The 20,406-nt window shown below is 73.5% G+C and carries 18 protein-coding genes and 1 riboswitch; of the genes, 8 read left to right on the top strand and 10 right to left on the bottom strand.

Translation table 11 applies throughout. The annotated features are described in order from the left end of the window. Positions 1-150 precede the first annotated feature (150 nt). On the top strand, positions 151-1,092 hold the full coding sequence (locus tag AB0L45_RS05675; protein WP_365836480.1) for an NADP-dependent oxidoreductase: 942 nt from the start codon (positions 151-153) through the stop codon (positions 1,090-1,092). A 202-nt stretch (positions 1,093-1,294) separates the two neighbouring features. Here the strand turns inward: AB0L45_RS05675 and AB0L45_RS05670 are convergent, their stop codons facing one another. Then, the gene (locus AB0L45_RS05670; RefSeq protein ID WP_365836478.1) at positions 1,295-2,479 is read right to left on the bottom strand and encodes a cation diffusion facilitator family transporter; all 1,185 of its coding nucleotides are present in this window, start codon (positions 2,477-2,479) and stop codon (positions 1,295-1,297) included. Positions 2,480-2,671: 192 nt separating this feature from the next. Continuing rightward, positions 2,672-2,905, bottom strand: a complete 234-nt coding sequence (locus AB0L45_RS05665) for a hypothetical protein (protein WP_365836476.1) — start codon at positions 2,903-2,905, stop codon at positions 2,672-2,674. Positions 2,906-3,345: 440 nt separating this feature from the next. Between AB0L45_RS05665 and cbiE the strand changes: the two genes are divergently transcribed. The 3 genes from cbiE (at position 3,346) to AB0L45_RS05650 (ending at position 6,232) form a co-directional block, all read left to right on the top strand. Further along, positions 3,346-4,692, top strand: coding sequence for a precorrin-6y C5,15-methyltransferase (decarboxylating) subunit CbiE (gene cbiE, locus AB0L45_RS05660; protein ID WP_365837034.1), 1,347 nt, complete (start codon positions 3,346-3,348; stop codon positions 4,690-4,692). Continuing rightward, entirely contained in the window at positions 4,689-5,447 is a 759-nt protein-coding gene (cobM, locus tag AB0L45_RS05655; RefSeq protein WP_365836474.1) for a precorrin-4 C(11)-methyltransferase, read from the top strand. Before cbiE ends, cobM begins: the two co-directional genes overlap by 4 nt. Before the next feature lie 200 nt (positions 5,448-5,647). Beyond that, entirely contained in the window at positions 5,648-6,232 is a 585-nt protein-coding gene (locus AB0L45_RS05650) for a cysteine hydrolase family protein (RefSeq protein ID WP_365836472.1), read from the top strand. Positions 6,233-6,249: 17 nt separating this feature from the next. Here AB0L45_RS05650 and AB0L45_RS05645 read toward each other — a convergent pair whose 3' ends face one another. Then, on the bottom strand, positions 6,250-7,452 hold the full coding sequence (locus AB0L45_RS05645; RefSeq protein ID WP_365836470.1) for a cobalt-precorrin-5B (C(1))-methyltransferase: 1,203 nt from the start codon (positions 7,450-7,452) through the stop codon (positions 6,250-6,252). A 17-nt stretch (positions 7,453-7,469) separates the two neighbouring features. Here AB0L45_RS05645 and AB0L45_RS05640 point away from each other — a divergent pair, with 17 nt between their 5' ends. Continuing rightward, positions 7,470-8,243 carry a cobalt-precorrin-6A reductase gene (locus AB0L45_RS05640; RefSeq protein ID WP_365836468.1) on the top strand — a complete coding sequence of 258 codons (774 nt, stop codon included), beginning with the start codon at positions 7,470-7,472 and terminating at the stop codon, positions 8,241-8,243. 9 nt (positions 8,244-8,252) lie between these two features. Here AB0L45_RS05640 and tgmC read toward each other — a convergent pair whose 3' ends face one another. From tgmC to AB0L45_RS05620, 4 genes are all read right to left on the bottom strand, one after another. Beyond that, positions 8,253-9,395 (bottom strand): ATP-grasp peptide maturase system methyltransferase, encoded by a 1,143-nt coding sequence (tgmC, locus tag AB0L45_RS05635; protein WP_365836466.1) that lies wholly within the window; start codon positions 9,393-9,395, stop codon positions 8,253-8,255. After that, positions 9,392-10,357: an ATP-grasp ribosomal peptide maturase gene (gene tgmB, locus AB0L45_RS05630; RefSeq protein ID WP_365836464.1), complete on the bottom strand. Its 966-nt coding sequence runs from the start codon at positions 10,355-10,357 to the stop codon at positions 9,392-9,394. The genes tgmC and tgmB overlap by 4 nt, the downstream gene beginning before the upstream one ends. Beyond that, positions 10,354-10,623: a putative ATP-grasp-modified RiPP gene (tgmA, locus tag AB0L45_RS05625; protein ID WP_365836462.1), complete on the bottom strand. Its 270-nt coding sequence runs from the start codon at positions 10,621-10,623 to the stop codon at positions 10,354-10,356. The genes tgmB and tgmA overlap by 4 nt, the downstream gene beginning before the upstream one ends. Before the next feature lie 217 nt (positions 10,624-10,840). Beyond that, a complete protein-coding gene (locus AB0L45_RS05620) occupies positions 10,841-11,068 on the bottom strand; it encodes a hypothetical protein (RefSeq protein WP_365836460.1) in 228 nt (75 codons plus the stop codon). A 130-nt stretch (positions 11,069-11,198) separates the two neighbouring features. On the opposite strand from AB0L45_RS05620, the gene AB0L45_RS05615 reads away from it, so the two are divergent. After that, positions 11,199-12,011 (top strand): helix-turn-helix transcriptional regulator, encoded by an 813-nt coding sequence (locus AB0L45_RS05615; protein WP_365836458.1) that lies wholly within the window; start codon positions 11,199-11,201, stop codon positions 12,009-12,011. Between the two features lie 296 nt (positions 12,012-12,307). Further along, positions 12,308-12,733: a VOC family protein gene (locus AB0L45_RS05610; RefSeq protein ID WP_365836456.1), complete on the top strand. Its 426-nt coding sequence runs from the start codon at positions 12,308-12,310 to the stop codon at positions 12,731-12,733. A gap of 57 nt (positions 12,734-12,790) precedes the next feature. On the opposite strand, the gene AB0L45_RS05605 is transcribed toward AB0L45_RS05610, so the two are convergent. From AB0L45_RS05605 to cobG, 3 genes are all read right to left on the bottom strand, one after another. Next, positions 12,791-14,269, bottom strand: coding sequence for a precorrin-2 C(20)-methyltransferase (locus AB0L45_RS05605; RefSeq protein ID WP_365837032.1), 1,479 nt, complete (start codon positions 14,267-14,269; stop codon positions 12,791-12,793). A 98-nt stretch (positions 14,270-14,367) separates the two neighbouring features. Then, positions 14,368-15,000 (bottom strand): precorrin-8X methylmutase, encoded by a 633-nt coding sequence (locus AB0L45_RS05600; RefSeq protein ID WP_365836454.1) that lies wholly within the window; start codon positions 14,998-15,000, stop codon positions 14,368-14,370. Positions 15,001-15,063: 63 nt separating this feature from the next. Then, entirely contained in the window at positions 15,064-16,464 is a 1,401-nt protein-coding gene (gene cobG, locus AB0L45_RS05595) for a precorrin-3B synthase (protein ID WP_365836453.1), read from the bottom strand. A gap of 104 nt (positions 16,465-16,568) precedes the next feature. Beyond that, positions 16,569-16,641, top strand: a riboswitch (cobalamin riboswitch). Positions 16,642-16,697: 56 nt separating this feature from the next. Between cobG and cobN the strand changes: the two genes are divergently transcribed. Further along, positions 16,698-20,369 (top strand): cobaltochelatase subunit CobN, encoded by a 3,672-nt coding sequence (gene cobN / locus AB0L45_RS05590; protein ID WP_365836451.1) that lies wholly within the window; start codon positions 16,698-16,700, stop codon positions 20,367-20,369. Positions 20,370-20,406 lie beyond the last annotated feature (37 nt).

Raw genomic sequence — 20,406 nt, 5'->3', positions numbered from 1 at the left:
GCCCGGTTCGCGTGCTTACGATCCTGAGGGCTGTCGTCACCCGGCGTCGTTTCACCCGAAAGCGGGCCGCGACGGGCGCCACGTTGACGGCGGCCCGTGCCCTGCCATCGGTCGGGAGGGTGGATCGTTCGGGCGGAAGGGAACGCGACGATGAAGGCCGTAGCAGTGACCGCATTCGGCGAGCAGCCCCAGCTCATGGAGCTGTCGGAGCCCGATCCCGGACCCGGCGAAGTCCTGGTGCGGATGTCCGCCGCCGGGGTCAACCCGCTCGACTGGAAGATCGCCGACGGTCTCCTCAAGGACACGACACAGCACTCCTTCCCGCTCGTCCTGGGGTCGGACGGCGCGGGCGAGGTGGTCGCCGTCGGCACCGGCGTGCGCCGCTTCACGGTCGGGGACTCGGTGTTCGGCCAGTTCCAGCGGCCGGGGCGGGGCGGCGGGTCGTACGGCGAGTTCGCGGCGGCCGAGGAGAAGGCGTTGGCCGGCGCGGCCCGCACCGTCACGTACGCGACGTCGGCCGCCGTCCCCACGGCCGGGACGACCGCCTACAACCTGGTGGAGGAGACCCGGATCGGCGAGGGCAAACGGGTCCTGATCGTCGGCGCGACCGGCGGCGTCGGCACCTTCGCCACCCAGCTCGCGGCCGGCCGGGGCGCGGAGGTGATCGCCACCGCGCGGCCGGGCCTGGCGGACCTGATGGTCAGCCTGGGCGCCGCGGGGACGGTCGACCACACGCTGGGCCCGGTGGCCGACCAGGTGCTGGCGACCCACCCGGACGGCGTGGACGTGCTGCTCGACCTGGTCAGCGGACCGGTCGAGTTCGGCGAGATGACCCGGACCGTGCGGGACGGCGGGACGGCCGTCTCCACGGTCGGGTCCGCCGACGCGGACGTCCTGACCGACCACAACCTGCGCGGCTTCAACTTCCAGAACCGGCCCTCGCCGCAGCTGCTGGAGATCCTCGCCGGGCAGCTCGACGCGGGACGGCTGACCGTGCTCTTCGGCCACGAAGCCGCCCTGGAGGAGGCCCCGGAGGCGCTGGAGCTCAGCCGGGCGGGGCATGCGCAGGGGAAGCTGGTCATCACGTTCTGAGGCCGGGGAGGGGGCAGCCGGGACGCCCGTACGGCACGGCCGGAGTGCGGCCTCTCGGCAGTCGTAGGCCCGGAGCCCGGTGCCCAGGCGGCCGTACGGCTAAAGCCCGACCTCTAGGCGCCCGTACGGCCGGAGTCCGGCCACCCGGCAGCCGTACGCCCCGAACCCGACGCCCAGGCGCCCGTACACCGCACACGCTGGCTCAGTGATCGTGCGGCCCCGACCGGTGCACCGGCCCGTGGGTGTCCTCGCAGTGCGGGGGCGCGAGCGCCGTGTCGTCCGGGCCGGCCGCTATGTGCAGCACCTCGCCGGGCAGCGGCTGTTCTCCCACGTGGTCGACCTGGAGGGTGGCGTGGGTGATGCCGTACTTCAGGCTCAGGAGTTCGTGCAGGCTGCGGCGTACGGCGTGGCAGTCGCCGCCCGGGGCCACCAGGATGTGCGCGGACAGGGCCGGCTCGCCGGAGGTGATCTCCCAGATGTGCAGGTCGTGGACCTCCACGACCTGGTCCGCCTCGACGAGGTGGTCCCCCAGCGCGTCCGGGTCCACCCCGCTCGGCGCGGCCTCCATGAAGATCCGTCCGGACTCGCGGACCAGGCCGGTGCCGGCCCGCAGCATCAGGACGACCACGACGAGCGAGGCGATGGCGTCCGCCCGCGCGAAGCCGGTGGTCAGCACGACCGCACCGGCGACGGCGGTGGCGATGAAGCCGAACAGGTCTGTCAGGATGTGCTGGTAGGCACCTTCGACGTTCAGGCTGCTGCGGTTGGCCTTGGAGATGCACCAGGCGGCCGCGATGTTGACGACGATCCCGGCGAGCGCGGTGACCAGGACCAGGCCGCCGGTCACCTCGGGCGGTGACACCAGGCGGGTGATCGCCTCGTACCCGAGCCAGAGGGACAGCACGAGCAGCGTGATGCCGTTGGCCTGCGCGGACAGGATCTCGGCGCGCTTGAGTCCGTACGTGTAGCCGCCACGCGCGGGCCGCGCGGCCAGCCGCATCGCGACGAGGGCCAGCACGATCGACGCGGCGTCGGTGAGCATGTGGGCCGCGTCGGAGATCAGCGCCAGGGAGCGCGCCAGGAATCCGATCACCACCTCCACGGCCATGAACGCGGTGATCAGCGTCAGCGCGGCCCGCAGCCAGCGGCGGTCGGCGTCGGGGGAGAGGGAGTGGGAGTGCGCGTGCGCATGGGAGTGCGCGTGCGAGTGCGAGTGCGCGTGCCCCTGGCTGTGGTTGTGGTCGTGGTCGTGGTCCTGATGGGGGCCGTGCCCGGGTGCGGTGGGCGGGCGGTGTCCGCTGCCGGTGGTGGTGTCGGTGGTGGCCGCGTCCGCGGTGGCCGCGTCTGCGGCGGCTGCGTCGTCGGTGGCGTGGGCGTGCTCGGTCATGGGGCGCGCTCCTCCTCGGGGCGTCCGAAAGGACGTGCGCAAGGAAGCAAACCGCACTTCGCCGCTAGATCCAAAGGCTGCAGCGGTGACCGTTGTCATTACCGTCGGACGGCGCATCACCGCAGGTCACAGCGGTGCGCTCAGAAGACCGCGCGGCGGCCCGGTCCGTCTCCCGGGCCGCCTGCCGCGTCGTCAGAGATCCCGGCCCGTACACCGCAGCGCGGCCGCCAGCCGGCGGGCCACGTCGGGGGCGCAGCGGCCCAGTTCCACCAGGGGCCGTGGTGCGTCGGCCGCCAGCGACGGGCCGTCCAGTCCCAGTGACGGCAGGGTGATCCCCACCCCGGCCAGGGCGGCTTGCAGCTCGTCGCGTGCTGCCTCCGCGTCCCTGATCTGGCCGTCCGCCGTCGCGCGTTCCACTGTGTCCATGATCGCAGCGCCTTCCCTCGGTGCCCATGTCGCGCTTCACCGAAGAGCATCGTCCGGTGAAACTACGATTACTAGGAGTAGCCAATTATGCGGCCACGAAACGAAATCGGGAGGGCTTGTGCGGATACCTGCGCATCCGGACGTACGAGCCCGCCGGTGAGGCGGCCGGGGGCCGCCTCTTACTCTGGAAACGCACCGACCGGGTGGCTGCTCCCGGTTGACCCGGTCGACTTCCGGTTGACTTCCCGCGTCCGGCCGGAGCCCGAACCGGACCCCGTCGTGCCACCCGTACGGCGGCCGACCCGATAGCCATGAGGTGACCGGCAGTGAGCCCCGCCCCGCCGTCCGCGACGCCCGCGCCGGACACTTCCGGGCCGTCCGCGACGTCCGCGCCGGACACTTCCGGGCCGTCCGCGCCGTCCGCGACGCCCGCGCCGTCCGTGCCGGACACTCCCGCGCCACGTGTCCCCGCCGCCCGCGTCACCGTCGTCGGGATCGGCGCCGACGGCTGGGACGGGTTGCCGGCCGCCTCGCAGGAGGCACTGCGCGGCGCCGGGACGCTCGTCGGCGGCGCGCGGCAGCTCGCCCTGCTGCCCGCCGAGTGCGCGGGCGAGCGGGTGCCGTGGCCGTCGCCGCTGCGGCCCGCCGTACCGGGGCTGCTCGCCGCGCACGCCGGGCGCGAGGTGTGCGTCCTGGCCAGCGGCGATCCGATGTTCTACGGCATCGGGCGGACGCTGACCGAGGTGCTCGCCGAGGCGGGTGCCGAGCCGCCCCGGGTGCTGCCGCACCCGTCCTCCGTCGCGTACGCGTGCGCCCGGCTCGGCTGGCCCGTGGAGGACACGGAGGTCGTCACCCTCGTCGGCCGCCCCCTCGCCGGACTGGCGGCCGCCCTGCACGACGGCCGCCGGCTGCTCGTCCTCTCCGCGGGGGCCGAGACGCCCGCCCAGGTCGCCGGGCTGCTGCGGGAGCGCGGTTTCGGGGCGACCCGGATGCGCGTACTGGAGCAGCTCGGCGGGCCGCGCGAACGGCAGGCCGGGGACACCACGGCCGCCGACTGGCCGCCCCCGTCGGCTGCCGGCGGCACCGACCCGCTCAACGTCGTCGCCCTGGACTGCGTCCGCGCCCCGGACGCCCTCCGGCTCGCCGCCGCCCCCGGCCTCCCCGACGCCGCGTACGAACACGACGGCCAGCTGACCAAACGTCACGTACGCGCCGCCACGCTCGCCGCCCTGGCCCCCGCGCCCGGTGAACTGCTGTGGGACATCGGCGGCGGCTCCGGCTCCATCGGCATCGAGTGGATGCGTACGCACCGCGCCTGCCGCGCCGTCGCCGTCGAGCGCGACGCCGTACGGGCCGGCCGCATCACCCGCAACGCGGACGCGCTCGGCGTACCGGCCCTGCGCGTCGTCACCGGCCGCGCGCCCGAAGCGCTCGCCGGGCTCCCGGCGCCCGACGCCGTGTTCATCGGCGGCGGCCTGACCGCGCCCGGCCTCCTGGAGGCGTGCTGGGCGGCGCTGCCGCCGGGCGGCCGACTGGTCGCCAACACCGTCACGCTGGAGTCCGAGGCGCTGCTCGCCGACTGGTACCGGCGGCACGGCGGCGAGCTCGTACGGCTCGCGGTCGCGCACGCGGTACCGGTGGGCGGCTTCACCGGCTGGCGGCAGGCGATGCCGGTCACGCAGTGGTCGGTGACGAAGGGTGCGGCGCCGCGGGAGGCGGCGCCGGAACCACCGGCCACCGCCTCCCACCACCCCGCTGCCCCCTCAGCCCCTGGAGACACACCGTGACCGTCCACTTCATCGGCGCCGGACCGGGCGCCGCCGACCTGATCACGCTGCGCGGCGCCCGGACGCTGGCCCGCTGCCAGGTCTGCCTGTACGCGGGCAGCCTGGTGCCGCGCGAACTGCTCGACGAGTGCCCGCCCGGCGCCCGCCTGATCGACACCGCCGACCTCGACCTCGACCAGATCACCGCCGAGCTGGTCCGCGCCCACGAGGCCGGCCAGGACGTCGCCCGGCTGCACTCCGGCGACCCGTCCGTCTTCAGCGCCGTGGCCGAGCAGATGCGCCGTCTGGACGCGGCCGGCGTGCCGTACGAGGTGGTGCCCGGCGTCCCGGCGTTCGCCGCCGCGGCGGCCGCCCTCAAGCGCGAGCTGACCGTCCCCACCGTCGGCCAGACCGTCATCCTCACCCGCGTCGCCCAGCAGGCCACCCCCATGCCGGAGGGCGAGGACCTGGCGACGCTGGGCCGCAGCCGCGCCCTGCTGGTCCTGCACCTCGCGGCCCGCTACGTGGACCGGGTCGTCGGCGAACTCCTGCCGCACTACGGCGCCGACTGCCCCGCCGCGGTCGTCGCGATGGCCTCCCGCCCCGACGAACTCGTCCTGCGCGGCACCCTCGCCGATATCGCCGACCAGGTGAAGGCGGCGGGCGTGGTCCGTACGGCGGTCATCATGGTCGGCCGCACGCTGGGCGCCTCGCAGTTCCGCGACAGCCACCTGTACTCGACGGAGCGGGAGCGGCCGGGCCGGATATCCGGTTGATCCCGAACGGCCGGGACAGCAGGATCGGCCGGATGAGCGAGAGCGAGCGGTCCGAGGGGAGCGGGGGCGTGCTGCCTGGCATGAGCGAGAGCGTGCGGTCCGAGAGGAGCGAGGGCGTGCGGTCTGAGGGGAGCGGGGGCGTGCTGCCTGGCATGAGCGAGAGCGTGCGGTCTGAGGGGAGCGGGGGCGTGCTGCCTGGCATGAGCGAGAACGTCGTACGGCCCGTCGAGGCCCTGATCGTCGTCGACGTCCAGGCGGCCTTCTTCGAGGGCGAGGAGGCGGCACCGCACGCGGCGGCCGTCCAGGAGCGCGTCGAGGACCTGCTCGACCGCGCCCGGGCCGCCGGCGCGCTGATCGTCCACCTCCAGAACGACGGCGCGCCCGGCACCCCCGACGAGCCGGGGACCGCGGGCTGGGAGCTGCACCTGCCGGTCACCCCCAGCCCCCGCGAGGTCGTGATCCGTAAGACCGAGGACGACGGCTTCCACGACACTCCGCTGGGCGCCCTGCTCACCGAGACCGGGGTACGGTCCCTCGTCGTCTGCGGTGTGATGTCCGAGATGTGCGTCCTGGCGACCGCGCGCAGCGCCCTGGAGCGGGAGTACCGCGTCGTCCTGCCGCACGACGCGCACGGCACGTACGACGTGCCGCCCGCGCCCGGCGAGACGGAAGGCGTCCCCGCGGCGATGGCCTCGCGGGTGGCGGAGTGGGCGCTGGGCGACGAGGTGGAGATCGTCGCGTACGCGAAGGACGTACCGTTCGAGGAGGCGTCGGGCCCGGCCTAGGAGGCGTCGGGCCAGGCCTAGGAGGCGTCCCGGGGCCCCCGCGGGGCTGCCCGCCCCACCACGTTCCCCGCCCGGTCGATGCAGATCACGTCCACCGCGACCGGCGCCCCGCGCAGGACCGCCAGCGCCTCGTCGCGGGCCGTCGCGGCGACCAGGTCACCCAGCGGCACGCCGCGCGCCGCGCACAGCTGGAGGGCGGCCAGCCCCGTGTTCGCCGTGGCCACCTCGCCCGCCAGCGCCTCGTCCGCGCCACCCTGCCGGGCCAGCTCCGCGAGGAACCCCTTGTCCACCTGCGAACGTGCCGAATGCAGATCCAGGTGCCCCGCCGCCAGCTTGGACAGCTTCGCGAAGCCGCCGCAGACCGTCAGGCGGGGTACGGGATGCCGCCGTACGTACTTCAGCACCGCGCCCGCGAAGTCCCCCATGTCCAGCAGCGCGTCCTCGGGCAGGCCGTGCTCGGCCACCACGACCTTCTCCGAGGTCGATCCGGTACACCCGGCCACGTGCGTACGCCCGGCCGCACGCGCCACGTCCACGCCGCGCCGGATCGAGTCGATCCACGCCGAGCACGAGTACGGGACGACGATCCCCGTCGTGCCCAGGATCGACAGGCCGCCCAGGATCCCCAGCCGCGGATTCCACGTACTCCGCGCGATCTCCTCACCATGATCGACCGACAGCTCGATCTCGACGTCCCCGCCGTCCCCGTACCGCGCCGCGACCTCGGCGACATGCTCACGCATCAGCTGCCGGGGTACGGGATTGACGGCCGGTTCACCCACATCGAGGGGCAGCCCGGGACGCGTGACCGTGCCCACCCCGGGCCCCGCCTTGAACACCACGCCGCTGCCCGCCGGCAGCCGGCGCACGGTGGCCCGGACCAGTGCCCCGTGCGTGACGTCGGGGTCGTCCCCCGCGTCCTTCACGACGGCCGCCATGGCCACGGCGCGGTCCTCCGCCATCTCCTCCGCGGCCAGCGCGAACGCGGGCGTCTGCCCCTTGGGCAGGGTGATCCGCACCGGGTCGGGGAAATCCCCCGTCAGCAGGGCCGTGTACGCGGCCGTCGTCGCGGCGGTGGCGCAGGCGCCCGTCGTCCAGCCGTGCCGCAGCCCGGTGTGCGCGAGCTGCGCGGTACGGCCGCCGGTGGCGCTGCCGGTACCGGCCGTGGGCTCCCCGGCCCCGCCTCCCGTAGCGTTCGTCCCCGTACCCGCCTCACCCATGGAGAAGCCCGCCCGCCATGACCGACCCCGCCGTCCGTACACGTGTCCCGCACGTCCTGATCCTCGGCGGTACGACCGAGGCCCGCCGGCTGGCCGCCGACCTGACGGACCGGCTCCCCGGCACGCGCGTCACCACATCCCTCGCCGGGCGGGTGGCCGCGCCCCGGCTCCCGGCCGGAGAGGTGCGCATCGGTGGATTCGGAGGCCCGGACGGCCTCGCACACTGGCTGCGCGAGCACGCGGTGGACGCGCTCATCGACGCCACCCATCCCTTCGCCGGCACGATCAGTTTCAACGCGGCGCAGGCGGCCGCCACCGCCCATGTTCCCCTGCTCGCCCTCCGCAGGCCCGGCTGGGGCCCCGGCCCGGGCGACACGTGGCACCCGGTCGCCTCCCTGACCGAGGCCGCGGCCGCCCTCCCCGCCCTCGGCCTCCGCGTCTTCCTCACCACCGGCCGCATGGGCCTCGCCGCCTTCGCCCACCTCACCGACCTCTGGTTCCTCGTCCGCTCCGTGGACGCTCCCGAGCCACCGTTCCCGCCCCGGATGGAGACCCTCCTCGACCGGGGCCCCTTCACCCTCGACGGCGAACGGGCCCTCCTCCGGGACCACCGCATCGACGTCCTGGTGACCAAGGACAGCGGCGCGGCAGCCACCGCCCCGAAACTGACGGCGGCGCGGGAGGCGGGGGTGCCGGTGGTGGTGGTCCGCCGTCCGGCGGTGCCTGCGGGGGTGCCGGTCGTCGAGTCCCCGGGGGAGGCGGCGGAGTGGGTGGTGGCGACGGTGGGGTGAGCGTGGGTCTCAGTTCGGCAGCCGCCAGCCAGGACCGCCCCCGGCCCCCAGCCAGACGGTCTGGTCGTCCGGAGTGGCCGTCATGCCGAAGGCGGTGATGTCGGGCTGCCCCGCGTCCCGCCAGACCGTCAGGGCGTCCTCCACCTGGTCCCACAGGCGGAGCGGTCCGCTCTGATGCACGGTCCATCCGGTTCGGTACGGCTCGGTCCAGGCCTGGGAGCCGGTGGCGACGTCCAGGAGCACGATGTCGTCGTCGACCCGCACCAGTTCGGCGGAGGGGGCTGCGAGCTGGGCCACGAAGCGGGCGTCCGGGTGTCTGAGCAGGCCGGGCGGCACGTGGGTGGCGCGCTCCGCGCCCGGGCGACGGTAGAAGGTGGCCCGGGGCGGGCGATCGTGGGGGCGGGCGAGCATGTACGAGACGTCGTCACCGGACGCCAGGAAACGGCCCCGGGCCACTCCGTCCTCGTCGAGTACCAGGCGGACCATGGCGGCCGCGAGCATCCAGCCGCTGAGCGTCATGGTAATGCTGCCACCGTCGCGCACTTGAAGCAGCCAGGGCACGGGGACGTGCCGTACGGCGCAGGCGGCGATGAGCGCGTCGTACTCCGCCCCCGGCCGGTGACCGTCGAGGCCGTCACCGACCACCAGCGTCGGTTCGTACCCGGCCGCCTGGAGGTGTCCCGCGGCGCTCCCGGCCACGCCCCGGTCGCACTCGACGCTGGTCACGTTGCCCGCGCCGAGCCGGTGGCACAGGAGCGCGGTCGAATAACCGGTCCCGGTGCCGATCTCCAACACCCGGTCCCCGTCCCGCAAGCCCGCCACCTGGAGCGTCCGTACGACGAGGGACGGCAGGGTGGCGGAGGAGGTGGGGGCTCCGACGACCGGACCGGTTGCGTCGGCGGCACCCCGGCCGTCCACCTGCGTCACCCAGGTCCGGTCGGCGTAGGCCATGCGCAGCCATTCCCGTTCGTCGGCGTCTTCCCGGCGTACGGGTTCCCAGGCGAAACCGGTGTGCCGGAAGACGGCTGTGCCGAGGAAGGTCTCTCTCGGGACGGAATGGACGGCTGATTGCCAGGCGGCTTCGACAGGTCCGCGGTCGGCGCCGATGCTGTCGGCCAAGCCCTTGCGCAGGGCGGCGGGGGCGATGGTCACGGCGGACCTCCTGCGTCCTGGAGCCGGTCAGCCAATGCGGCAGCGATCCGGCTGGTGATGGGGTCGGGGAACCATGCCCACTGGCCATTCGGATTGCACTCGTACAGCCACGCCCGGCCGTCCGCGTCCAAGCCGAAGTCGAAGGCTCCGAAGACCAGGCCGAAAGCTTCCAAGTAGGCGCGTACGCCCCTGACCAGTTCCGGGGGTGTGTCGATGAGCGTGTAGTGCAGCGAGTCGTAGTGGCGGCGCCAGTCCATGCCGGGCGCGCCTTCGATGCGTACGGTGAAGAGGTCATCGGCGACGGCGGTCAGGCGGAGGTCGGCGACCGCGTTGATGCGCTGTTGGAAGAGGTGGGCGCTCTGGGCCACGCCGGCGTCCAGGCTCGCCGGGTCCACCACCTCGACCCATACGGTGAGCGCCCGGCCGTTCTTGTCGACGTGGTCCACGTTCCGCAACGGTTTGTATACCACTGGCCCGTACTCTTCGACGAAGCGTCGGGCCACGACCAGGTCGTTGGTGATCAAGGTTTGGGGAATGCGGAGCCCGCACCGCTCTGCCGTGGCGAGTTGAGCCGGTTTGTATTCGGCATCCCGATTACGCCACGGGTGGTTCACGTAGTACGCGCCGGCGAACGCGGCCAGTACGCCACCGAGCCCGTAGCGAGCCTGCTCGACACACCACCGGGCGTCTTGCTCCGTGAGGAGCGGCGGAGCCGAGTAAGGGGTGGGCCGCCGCCAATAGACGGCCCGTACCTGAGAGAGGGACATGTTCCGGCTGGCTGTCCGCAGGGCCCCGGTAAGGCCCGCGTCCCCCAGCCGTGCGCTGAGGGCGACATCGGCGGGGAAGTCGCCCGGGTCCAGGCGGACGACCGGAATCGCGCGCCGGTGCAGCTCGGTCGTCACCACGTCAGCCGTCGCGTCGTCCAGCCTGGTGACCACCAGCACGGGTGGCTGACCGGTCAATCGGTGTCCCCTTCCTGGTCACTACCCTGGTCCGAGTTGCCGTCCGCGCTGGTCAGCACCTTCGTTTCCGATGACGTCTCGGATCGCTTGTGCCGGTCGAGTACGGGCAGTTCGCTGTCGTCCAGACGCTGCCAGCGGCCGGTCTGGCTGTCCGCGTCGAGAACCACTCGGGCGGGCGCGAGCACCACGGTCTCGGGGAAGGCCCGCATACGTGTCAGGCCCCACGGTGTCGGGGTGGGCGTCGGGGCCGGGGGCGTTCCGTTCATCGTTGCCTCCGAATGTTCAGCGCTGAGATCGCTGGGCGGTGATGGGAAACATGGTTGCTGCTGAGCGCTCTGCCTCTTTACGGCGTACGAAGCGCGTTTCACCGGGGCCATGACGCACTCCATCGGTTGGCCTCTTTGACGCGCGCCGCCAGCGCCTTGCGGCGTTCGGCGTCGTCCGGGGGCGGGGGCGGCTTCGGGGGTTGGGGCTGCTCGTCGGTCACGTGGAGCACGTCCGGAGTACGGCGGCGAGACGGCGGGCCACCTCGGGGGTGCAGCGGCCGAGCGTGACGAGCGGGCGGGCGATGTCCCCGGTGAGGGAGGCGACGTCCAGGCTCAAGGTGGGCAGTTTGATGCCGACTGCGGTGAGCGCGGTACGGAGTTCGTCGCGCGCTTCCTCGGCGTTTTTGATCGAGTTCGGTGTGCGGGTGTGGTCGGTCGTAGCCATGTCTTTTTGCCTTTGAGTGGTTGACGGATTCGCAAGCACCTTGCGTATGGACATGGTTACTCTCCGCCCCAGTTGGCTGGTAGGAGCCCGGCGTTGTCGTCAGGGCAGACAACAGGGAGACCGGATGGCCATGTGTGTGTTGGAAGCGCAGAACCTGGCGCGAGACCTGCTCTTCCGCGAGCTGCGCCGTCTCCGGGAGGTCTCCGGGCGGTCACTGGCCGAGCTGGCCGAGGAGACCAACTACGACCGCACGTACCTGAACCGCCTGGAGAACGGTGAACGCCTGTCCAAGCGGCAGGTCATGGAGGCGCTGGACCGGACGTACGGCACCCAAGGACTGCTCGTCGGGCTGTGGCGGCTGGCGCATCAGGACGTGTTCACGGACAGGTTCGAGCTGTTCATGGAGTACGAGGCCAAGGCCGTGATCATGCACAAGTACGTGGTGGCCTTGCCCGGGCTTCTGCAGACGGAGGCGTACGCACGGGTGGTGCTGTCTTCACCACCGAATGTAAGTGCCGACGTGCTGGCACAACGGGTTGCGCAACGGCTGGCCAGGCAAGAAGTGCTGCGCCGGGCTTCGCCGCCAGACCTCCGCGTCATCATCGACGAGTCGGCCCTCGCTCGGTCCACCGCCGATCCGGACGTCTGGCACGGACAGTTGCTGCACCTCGTGGAGATCTCGGCGGCTCCCCGGGTGACTGTTCAGGTGCTCCCTTTCGCCGCGGGGGGCCATGACCTGATGGGAGGTTCACTGTCGTTGCTGTGGATGGCGGACGGCAGGGGCGTCGGTTACCTGGAAGGGTGCAAGGCCGGGGGAGTGGTCGAGGATACGGAGAAGTTCGCCGAGTACCGGATCTCTTACGACGGCGTCCGCGACATGGCTCTTTCACCGCGGGAATCGGTCGCGTTCATCCGGGGGCTGGCGGAGCGTGCGGCACCGTGAGAGGCGACGTGGCGTCGCATGAGCCTCGGGGCTCCTGGCGTTCACGGGTGTCAGCCTGGCCTGAGAGGGCCAGACGGCATGGGAACGGTGCGAATGTCGCGGGGGAGACCTGAAACGTTCGCGCGGCGCGGGCGAACCGGCCCCCCGGTCCGCCCGTCGCCCCGTCACGGTTACCCCTCCGGATACCTCCGCGGCGTCCACACCGTCTCCCGGTCGTCCTCCCCGCGCCGTACCGACTCCGTCTGTGACGAGCCGATGGGGTTCCGCCGGGAAACACGCGCCCCTACGGTGACCCGGTGACGTCGATCAAGAAATTCCAAGTGACCTTCGACTGCGCGGAACCCGAGCGCCTTGCCCGTTTCTGGTGCGAGGTGCTGGGTTATGTCATGCCGGCGCCGGAGGGGTTCGCCACTTGGGAGGATTACAAGCGCTCCCAGCCACCTGAGCGGCAGGACGCGTGGTGCGCCTGCGTCGACCCCTCAGGCGTCGGCCCGCGGCTGTACTTCCAGCGCGTCCCCGAGGGCAAGGCCGCCAAGAACAGGGTCCATCTCGACGTACGGGTCGGCACCGGCCTCGTGGGCAAGGAACGCCTCGCCGCCCTGGAGGCCGAGTGCGCACGCCTGATCCCGCTCGGCGCGGTACACGTGCGGACGCTGTACGACGGCAACGATGCGTGCATCCCGATGCTGGACATCGAGGGCAACGACTTCTGCGTCGACTGAGGGCCGCGGGCGGCGGGCAGGCCCGGTGAGTGAGGCCCGCCCGCCGCCCCGTCACGGTTACCTCTCCGGATACCTCCGCGGCGTCCACACCGTCTCCCGGTCGTCCTCGCCACGTCGTACCGACTCCGTCTGGGACGAGCCGATCAGGAGGATCGTGCGCATGTCGACTTCCTCGGGGGCCAGGGCGGCCAGGGGGACGACGCGTACGGATTCGGTCGGGCCGCCCACGTCGCGGGCCAGGACGACCGGGGTGTCGGGGGTGCGGTGTTCCAGGAGGAGTTCGCGGGCCTTGGCCACCTGCCAGGTGCGGGTGCGGGAGCCGGGGTTGTAGAGGGCCAGTGCCAGGTCGGCGGAGGCGGCGGCGTGCAGGCGTTCGGCGATGACCTCCCAGGGCTTGAGGCGGTCGGAGAGGGAGATGACCGCGTAGTCGTGGCCGAGGGGCGCGCCGGCGCGGGCGGCTGCCGCGTTGGCGGCGGTGACGCCGGGGAGGACGCGTACGGGGACGGAGCGGTAGGGCTCCTGGGCGGCGACTTCGAGGACGGCGGTGGCCATGGCGAAGATGCCGGGGTCGCCGCCGGAGACGACCGCGACCCGGCGGCCGCGGCGGGCCAGGTCGAGGGCGAGTTCGGCGCGTTCGGACTCGACCTTGTTGTCGGAGGCGTGGCGCGCCTGGCCGGGGCGTACCGGGACGCGGTCCAGGTAGGTGGTGTAGCCGACCAGGTCGGTGGCGGAGGCGAGGGCGCCGCGGGATTCGGGGGTGAGCCACAGGGGGCCGGCCGGGCCGGTGCCGACGACCACCACCGAGCCGTCGGCGGGTGCCGGGGGCGGGGTGGCGATGCGGGAGGGGACGACGGCGACGGAGAAGTAGGGGACGGTGGCCGGGTCGACCGACGCCAGGGGTTCGGTGCGTTCGCCCGGCATCGTGGCGCGCTCGACGTAATCGGCCTCGGGGAGGCGGCCGGAGTCGGTGAGGGCCTGGTGCACGGAGGGGAAGGTGCGGCCGAGCTTCATGACGACGGCGGCGTCGGTGGCGGCCAGGCGGGCGGTCAGTTCCTCGGTGGGGAGGGTGCCGGGGAGGATGGTGAGGACTTCGTCGGCTTCGCAGAGGGGCTTGCCGAGGCGGGCCGCGGCGGCACTGACGGAGGTGACGCCGGGGATGACCTCGGTCTCGTAGCGGTCGGCCAGGCGCTGGTGCATGTGCTGGTACGAGCCGTAGAAGAGCGGGTCGCCCTCGGCGAGGACGGCGACGGTGCGGCCGGCGTCGAGGTGGGCGGCGAGGCGGGCGGCGGCTTCGGTGTAGAAGTCGTTGAGGGCGCCCCGGTAGCCCTCGGGGTGGTCGGTCGACTCGGTGGTGACCGGGTAGATGAGGGGTTCTTCGTGGTGGTCCGGGCGGATGTGGCGCTCGGCGATGGAGCGGGCGATCGAGCGGCCGTGGCGGGCGCTGTGGTACGCGATCACGTCGGCCGAGGAGATGACCTCGACGGCGCGCAGGGTCATCAGGTTCGGGTCGCCGGGGCCCAGGCCGACGCCGTACAGGCGGCCGGGGACAGGGGCAGCCGCGGAGGCGGGCGCGGGGGCGGGGGCGGGCGCGGCGGGGGTCTGCCCGGCCGTGCGGTCCGCGGTGTGCTGCTCGGTCACTCTTCCACGCTCGCTATCGCGTTGATCGCTGCCGCGGCCATGGCGCTGCCGCCGCGCCGCCCGCGTACCACCAGGTGTTCCAGGCCCGCGGGGTGCTGGGCCAGCGCGTCCTTGGACTCGGCCGCGCCGATGAAGCCGACCGGTATGCCGATGACGGCGGCCGGGCGGGGCGCGCCCTCCTCGATCATCTCCAGGAGGCGGAAGAGGGCGGTGGGCGCGTTGCCGACGGCGACGACCGCGCCGTCCAGGCGGTCGCGCCACAGTTCGAGGGCGGCGGCGCTGCGGGTGGTGCCCAGGCGCGCGGCCAGGTCCGGTACGGACGGGTCGGCGAGGGTGCAGAGCACCTCGTTGTCCGCGGGCAGCCGCTTGCGGGTGACGCCGCTGGCGACCATGTTCGCGTCGCAGAGGATGGGGGCGCCGGCGCGCAGGGCCTCGCTCGCCCGGGCGACGACCTTCGGGGAGTACGCCAGGTCGCGTACGAGGTCGGTCATGCCGCAGGCGTGGATCATCCGGACCGCGACCCTGCTGACGTCGTCGGGCAGGTCCGCGAGGTCCGCCTCGGCGCGGATGGTGGCGAAGGACTGGCGGTAGATCTCCGCGCCGTCCTTCTCGTAGTCGAACTCGCTCACTGTGCTTCGTTGCCCTCGGTCATGTCATCGGTCGTGTCGGGTGTGCGGGTGGCCGTCATGTCGTCATGGTGTGGTGCGGGTGGCCGCGCGGGCCGAGGCGACGGCGTCGGCGAGGCGGTCGGCGGGGTCGGTCAGGGGGACGGTGGTCGTGGCGGGCGCTCCGTGCCGGGTGCCCCGTACGGACACCTCGTAGGCGTCGCCGGTGGCCACGACATCGACCCACGCGCCGTGCGGGTGGCCGCAGCGGCGGGCGCAGCCCGACCAGTGGACGGGCAGTCCGGCGCCGTTCCCGGGGAGGGTGGCGGCGGCGTCCGCGCGTACGTCGGACAGGGACTTGGCGCAGCCGGGGCGGCCGGTGCAGGCGCCGAGTCCGTACCAGGGGGAGGCGGGGTCGGTGACCAGACCGGCCGTGGCCAGTTCGCGCAGTCCGGGTCCGGCCGTCTCCGGGGGCAGGCCGGGCAGGACCACGCCGCGCCAGGGTGTCATACGCAGTTCGGCGGAGCCGCCCCTGGACTCCGTCCGGGAGGTGCCGCCGCTCGGTGCGGCGACGGCGGCCAGGCGCCGCAGCTGGGCGGTGGTGAGGCGGCCGAGGGGGGCGAGGACGGAGAGGGAGGTGGTGCCGCGGGGGCTGGTGATCAGTCCAGGGCGTGGCGGTGCCGGTGCCGGGACCTGCGCATACGGTTGCGTGTACGGCTCCGGGAGCCGCGTACGGAGGAGGGCACGGACCGCCGGTGCTGCGTACCCGGGCGGCAGCTCCCGTACGCGCCAGGAGCCGGTGCCGGCCTCGCGGGCGACCGTGAGGAACGCTTCGGCGGCGGCGAGGGCGGAGCGGGGGGCGTCGCCGCCGGGGACGCGCAGGGCCCGGTCGTCGTCGCCGACGCGCAGCAGCGCCGTGCCGCCGGATTCTGCGATCAACGTCACATCGGCGCCGAGCGAGGCCACGTCGCCGCGGCCGTCGTCCAGCGCGAAGAGGAAGCGGCCGGAGAGCGCGGGAGCCGCGTCGCTCGCGCACAGGAGACGGTCCAGCTCACGGGCCCATTCCTGGACGGCGGCGCCGCCGTCGGCGCCCTGGCCGTCGAGGCCCGCGAGCGGCGAGGCGACGATGTTGCGTACGCGTTCGTGGCGGTCGGAGGGGAGAAGTCCGGCGGCGCGCAGCAGGTCCGCGAGGGGCTCGGCGCAGTCGTCACCCAGGCCGCGCAGTTCCGCGTTGCCGCGGGAGGTGAGGGAGAGGTGGCCGTCGCCGAGGCGGTCCGCGGCGTCGGCCAGGGCGAGCGCCTGACGGGCCGTCAGCAGCCCTGCGGGCAGGCGGAGCCGGGCCAGGTGTCCGTCGGCGGCGGAGTGCAGCCGCAGCGCTCCGGGGCAGGCGTCGCCGCGGTCCCGTACGCAGGCGTCACCACGGTCCCGTACGAGGGATTCGTCCCGGTGCGGGGGTATCGCGGGGGTGGGCGGCATGGCGGCGAGCATACCGACGATGGGCTGGTGGTCCGCCGCCCGCCGTCCGGGCGGAGCCCTTACTATGCAGGTCGGTGGGTCAGCTGGCCCATCGGACGCCAGCGACGGCGCCAAGGGAGGAAGCCCGGTGCAAATCCGGCGCGGTCCCGCCACTGTGAGCCCGGCCACCGCCGGGCGAGCCAGGAACTCCCGCCGTCCGTGAACACCGCCCGGGGCGCGGACCCCGAGGAAGGCCAGTCGCCGCCATGATCCTGCTGCTGTCGACGTCCGACACCGACCTGCTCAGCGCCCGTGCGGCCGCCGGTCCCGTGCCGTACCGGCTCGCCAACCCCGCCCGCCTCGACCTCGCGGAGCTGCCCGGCCTCCTGGAGGGCGCCGACCTGGTCGTCGTCCGCCTCCTGGGCGGTCTGCGCGCCTGGCAGGACGGCCTGGACCAGCTCCTGGCCGCCGGCCAGCCCCGGCCCGTCGTGGTGCTCACCGGCGAACAGGCGCCCGACGCGCAGCTCATGGAGGCGTCCACCGTCCCCATCGGCATCGCGGCCGAGGCCCACGCCTACCTGGCGCACGGCGGCCCCGCCAACCTGGACCAGCTCGCCCGCTTCCTGTCCGACACCGTGCTGCTGACCGGCCACGGCTTCGAGCCGCCCGCCGCCGCGCCCTCCTGGGGCCACCTGGAGCGCTCCAAGCACCTCGCGGCCGAGGCGCGCACCGGCAGCGAGGTGGTGGCCCGTACGGACGACACGGGCGCCGCGACCGGCCCGCTGGTCGCCGTGCTCTACTACCGCGCCCACCACATGAGCGGCAACACCGGCTTCGTCGAGTCGCTGTGCGAGCGGATCGAGGAGGCCGGCGGCCGCCCGATGCCGCTGTTCGTGGCGTCGCTGCGGGCCCCCGAGCCGGAGCTGATCGAGGAGCTGCGCGCCGCCGACGCCATCGTGACGACCGTGCTGGCGGCGGGCGGCACCAAGCCCGCCGAGGCGTCGGCCGGCGGCGACGACGAGTCCTGGGACGCGGGCGCGCTGGCCGCGCTGGACGTGCCGATCCTCCAGGCCCTGTGCCTGACCGGGCCGCGCAGCGCCTGGGAGGAGAACGACGAGGGCCTGTCGCCGCTGGACGCCGCCAGCCAGATCGCGGTGCCCGAGTTCGACGGCCGGCTGATCACCGTCCCGTTCTCCTTCAAGGAGACCGACGAGGACGGCCTGCCCGTCTACGTCGCCGACCCCGAACGCGCCGCCCGGGTCGCCGGCATCGCCGTACGCCACGCCCGGCTGCGCCACATCGCGCCCGCCGACAAGCGCCTGGCGCTGGTGCTGTCCGCGTACCCGACCAAGCACTCCCGCATCGGCAACGCGGTCGGCCTGGACACTCCGGCGAGCGCGGTGGCGCTGCTGCGCCGCCTCCGCGAGGAGGGCTACGACTTCGGGGACGAGCCGGTGCCCGGCCTGGAGTCCGGCGTCGGCGACGAGCTGATCTACGCGCTGATCGAGGCCGGCGGCCACGACCAAGAGTGGCTGACCGAGGAGCAGCTCGCCCGCAACCCCGTCCGCATCCCCGCCGCCGATTACAAGCGCTGGTACGGCACGCTGCCGCAGGAGCTGCGCGAGCAGGTCGAGGAGCACTGGGGCCCGCCGCCCGGCGAGATGTTCGTGGACCGGAGCCGGAATCCGGACGGCGACATCGTGCTGGCGGCGCTGCGCCGCGGCAATCTGCTCATTCTCATCCAGCCGCCGCGCGGTTTCGGTGAGAACCCGATCGCGATCTATCACGACCCGGACCTGCCGCCGTCGCACCACTACCTGGCCGCGTACCGCTGGATCGCCGCCTCCCAGGAGGACGGCGGCTTCGGCGCCGACGCCATGGTCCACCTGGGCAAGCACGGCAACCTGGAGTGGCTGCCCGGCAAGAACGCCGGCCTGTCCGCCGCCTGCGGCCCGGACGCGGCCCTCGGCGACCTGCCGCTGATCTACCCGTTCCTGGTCAACGACCCGGGCGAGGGCACCCAGGCCAAGCGCCGGGTGCACGCCACGCTGGTCGACCACCTCGTGCCGCCGATGGCCCGCGCCGAGTCGTACGGCGACATCGCGCGCCTGGAGCAGCTGCTCGACGAGTACGCGGCGATCTCCGCCATGGACCCGGCCAAGCTGCCCGCCATCCGCGCGCAGATCTGGACGCTGATCCAGGCCGCCAAGCTGCACCACGACCTCGGCCTGGAGGAGCGCCCGGACGACGAGGGCTTCGACGACTTCCTGCTGCACGTCGACGGCTGGCTGTGCGAGGTCAAGGACGCGCAGATCCGCGACGGGCTGCACGTCCTCGGCGGCGCGCCCGCCGGTGAGGCGCGCGTCAACCTCGTCCTCGCCATCCTGCGCGCCCGCCAGATCTGGGGCGGTACGTCCTCGCTGCCCGGCCTGCGCGAGGCGCTGGGTCTGGACGAGTCGGCCGCGACCCGGACGACCGCCGACGCGGTCGAGGAGCAGGCCCGCGGCCTGGTGCAGGCCATGGACGACGCGGACTGGGACCTGGCCGCCGTCGAGCGGGTCACCGCGGAGCTGCCGGAGGCACAGCGCGAAGCGGTCGCCGCGATCCTCACCTTCGCCGCCCGCGAGGTCGTGCCGCGCCTCGCCGCCACCACCGACGAGATCGACCACGCCGTGCACGCGCTGGCCGGCGGCTTCGTCCCGGCGGGCCCGTCCGGATCGCCGCTGCGCGGCCTGGTCAACGTGCTGCCGACCGGCCGTAACTTCTACTCGGTCGACCCCAAGGCGGTGCCGAGCAAGCTGGCCTGGGAGACCGGCCAGGCGCTCGCCGACAGCCTCCTGGAGCGCTACCGCACCGACCACGGCGACTGGCCGACCTCGGTGGGCCTGTCCCTGTGGGGTACGAGCGCGATGCGTACCTCCGGCGACGATGTCGCGGAGGCGATGGCCCTGCTCGGCATCCGGCCCGTCTGGGACGACGCCTCGCGCCGCGTGACCGGCCTGGAGCCGATCCCCGCCGACGAACTGGGCCGCCCGCGCATCGATGTGACGCTGCGTATCTCCGGCTTCTTCCGCGACGCGTTCCCGCACGTCATCGGCCTGCTGGACGACGCCGTACGGCTCGCCGCGTCCCTGGACGAGCCCGCCGACGTCAACTACGTCCGCGCGCACGCCCAGGCCGACCTGGCCGCGCACGGTGACGAGCGGCGCGCCACCACCCGGATCTTCGGCTCCCGCCCCGGCACGTACGGCGCGGGCCTGCTCCAGCTCATCGACTCCCGCGACTGGCGCACCGACGCGGACCTCGCCGAGGTCTACACGGTGTGGGGCGGGTACGCGTACGGGCGCGGCCTGGAGGGCTGCCCCGCGCGCGAGGAGATGGAGACCGCTTACAAGCGGATCGCGGTGGCGGCGAAGAACACCGACACCCGCGAGCACGACATCGCCGACTCGGACGACTACTTCCAGTACCACGGCGGCATGGTCGCGACCGTCCGCGCGCTCAAGGGCACCGCGCCCGAGGCGTACATCGGCGACTCGACGCGGCCCGAGACGGTCCGCACCCGCACGCTGGTCGAGGAGACCTCCCGCGTCTTCCGCGCCCGCGTGGTCAACCCGCGCTGGATCGAGGCGATGCGCCGCCACGGCTACAAGGGCGCCTTCGAACTCGCCGCGACCGTCGACTACCTGTTCGGGTACGACGCCACCACCGGCGTCGTCGCCGACTGGATGTACGACAAGCTGGCGCAGACGTACGTCCTCGACCCGGAGAACCGCGCCTTCCTCCAGGAGGCCAACCCCTGGGCCCTGCACGGCATCGCCGAGCGCCTGCTGGAGGCGGAGTCGCGCGGCATGTGGGCCGAGCCGGACAAGGAGACGCTGACGGCGCTGCGGGAGGCGTTCCTGGAGACCGAGGGGGACCTGGAGGAGAAGGGCTGAGGCCTGGAGAACCTCCGATACGACGGCGGAGCGCCGG

The organism is Streptomyces sp. NPDC052496 (assembly GCF_040679095.1).
Lineage (GTDB): Bacteria > Actinomycetota > Actinomycetes > Streptomycetales > Streptomycetaceae > Streptomyces.
Note: the sequence above shows the minus strand (reverse complement) of the source record. Positions and strands in the feature narration are given on the sequence as shown.

Coding starts and splice junctions, on each gene's coding strand:
- AB0L45_RS05675 (WP_365836480.1), top strand. CDS start 151: ATGAAGGCCGTAGCAGTGACCGCATTCGGCGAGCAGCCCCAGCTCATG.
- AB0L45_RS05670 (WP_365836478.1), bottom strand. CDS start 2,479: ATGACCGAGCACGCCCACGCCACCGACGACGCAGCCGCCGCAGACGCG.
- AB0L45_RS05665 (WP_365836476.1), bottom strand. CDS start 2,905: ATGGACACAGTGGAACGCGCGACGGCGGACGGCCAGATCAGGGACGCG.
- AB0L45_RS05650 (WP_365836472.1), top strand. CDS start 5,648: ATGAGCGAGAACGTCGTACGGCCCGTCGAGGCCCTGATCGTCGTCGAC.
- AB0L45_RS05645 (WP_365836470.1), bottom strand. CDS start 7,452: ATGGGTGAGGCGGGTACGGGGACGAACGCTACGGGAGGCGGGGCCGGG.
- AB0L45_RS05640 (WP_365836468.1), top strand. CDS start 7,470: ATGACCGACCCCGCCGTCCGTACACGTGTCCCGCACGTCCTGATCCTC.
- tgmA (WP_365836462.1), bottom strand. CDS start 10,623: ATGAACGGAACGCCCCCGGCCCCGACGCCCACCCCGACACCGTGGGGC.
- AB0L45_RS05620 (WP_365836460.1), bottom strand. CDS start 11,068: ATGGCTACGACCGACCACACCCGCACACCGAACTCGATCAAAAACGCC.
- AB0L45_RS05615 (WP_365836458.1), top strand. CDS start 11,199: ATGTGTGTGTTGGAAGCGCAGAACCTGGCGCGAGACCTGCTCTTCCGC.
- cobG (WP_365836453.1), bottom strand. CDS start 16,464: ATGCTCGCCGCCATGCCGCCCACCCCCGCGATACCCCCGCACCGGGAC.
- cobN (WP_365836451.1), top strand. CDS start 16,698: ATGATCCTGCTGCTGTCGACGTCCGACACCGACCTGCTCAGCGCCCGT.